At 42.4% G+C, this 580-nt stretch carries 1 protein-coding gene; it reads right to left on the bottom strand.

The window, feature by feature from the left end:
• Nucleotides 1–95: 95 nt before the first annotated feature.
• On the bottom strand, nt 96–580 hold a 485-nt coding region (locus tag V7266_RS28145), incomplete at its 5' end, for a C40 family peptidase (RefSeq protein WP_335472522.1).

The raw sequence follows: 580 nt of genomic DNA, 5'->3' as shown, positions 1-580 counted from the left end.
GGGTTATGAACCCCTCTTAAGAAGTCACCTCAAATTATATAAAACAAAAGGAAGACAGCACTTTTATACTGTCTTCCTAAAAAGATTTTCCTATATTAGTATGGAGATTTTGCACCAAGGTATCTAGTTTTCCAATAAGATGATGTCATATCGGAAATGGTTACGCCAGTCGATGCAGCGCTGATAAATTTGTTGTCTCCTAAATAGATTCCAACGTGGGATGGTCCGACTTTATAAGTTTCAAAGAAGACAAGATCACCCACTCGCGGCGAACTGACTGGTGTTGCCGCATCCCATTGTGTTGCAGCTGTACGTGGCAAGGAGATTCCTACCTTATTAAATACGTAAACGGTAAAACCACTGCAATCGAATCCTGCTGGAGTATTTCCTGCCCATTTATATGGTGAACCAATATATTTTTTAGCCTCAGCGATAACTCCTTCTACAACTGAAGTAGATGCGGCCGCTGGTTTTTGTGCTGTTTCAGTAGAGGCTGCTGGCTTTTGAACCGTTGCTGAATTAGTCGCTGCTGTTGATTCTGATGTTGCTGGTTTTGCCGGTGTAGTTGGTGCTGCTGATG

Source organism: Neobacillus drentensis (assembly GCF_036965645.1).
GTDB classification, from domain to species: Bacteria; Bacillota; Bacilli; order Bacillales; family Cytobacillaceae; genus Neobacillus; species Neobacillus drentensis_D.
The sequence above is the reverse complement of the archived record's forward strand: the minus strand, read 5'-3'. Positions and strand labels throughout refer to the sequence as shown.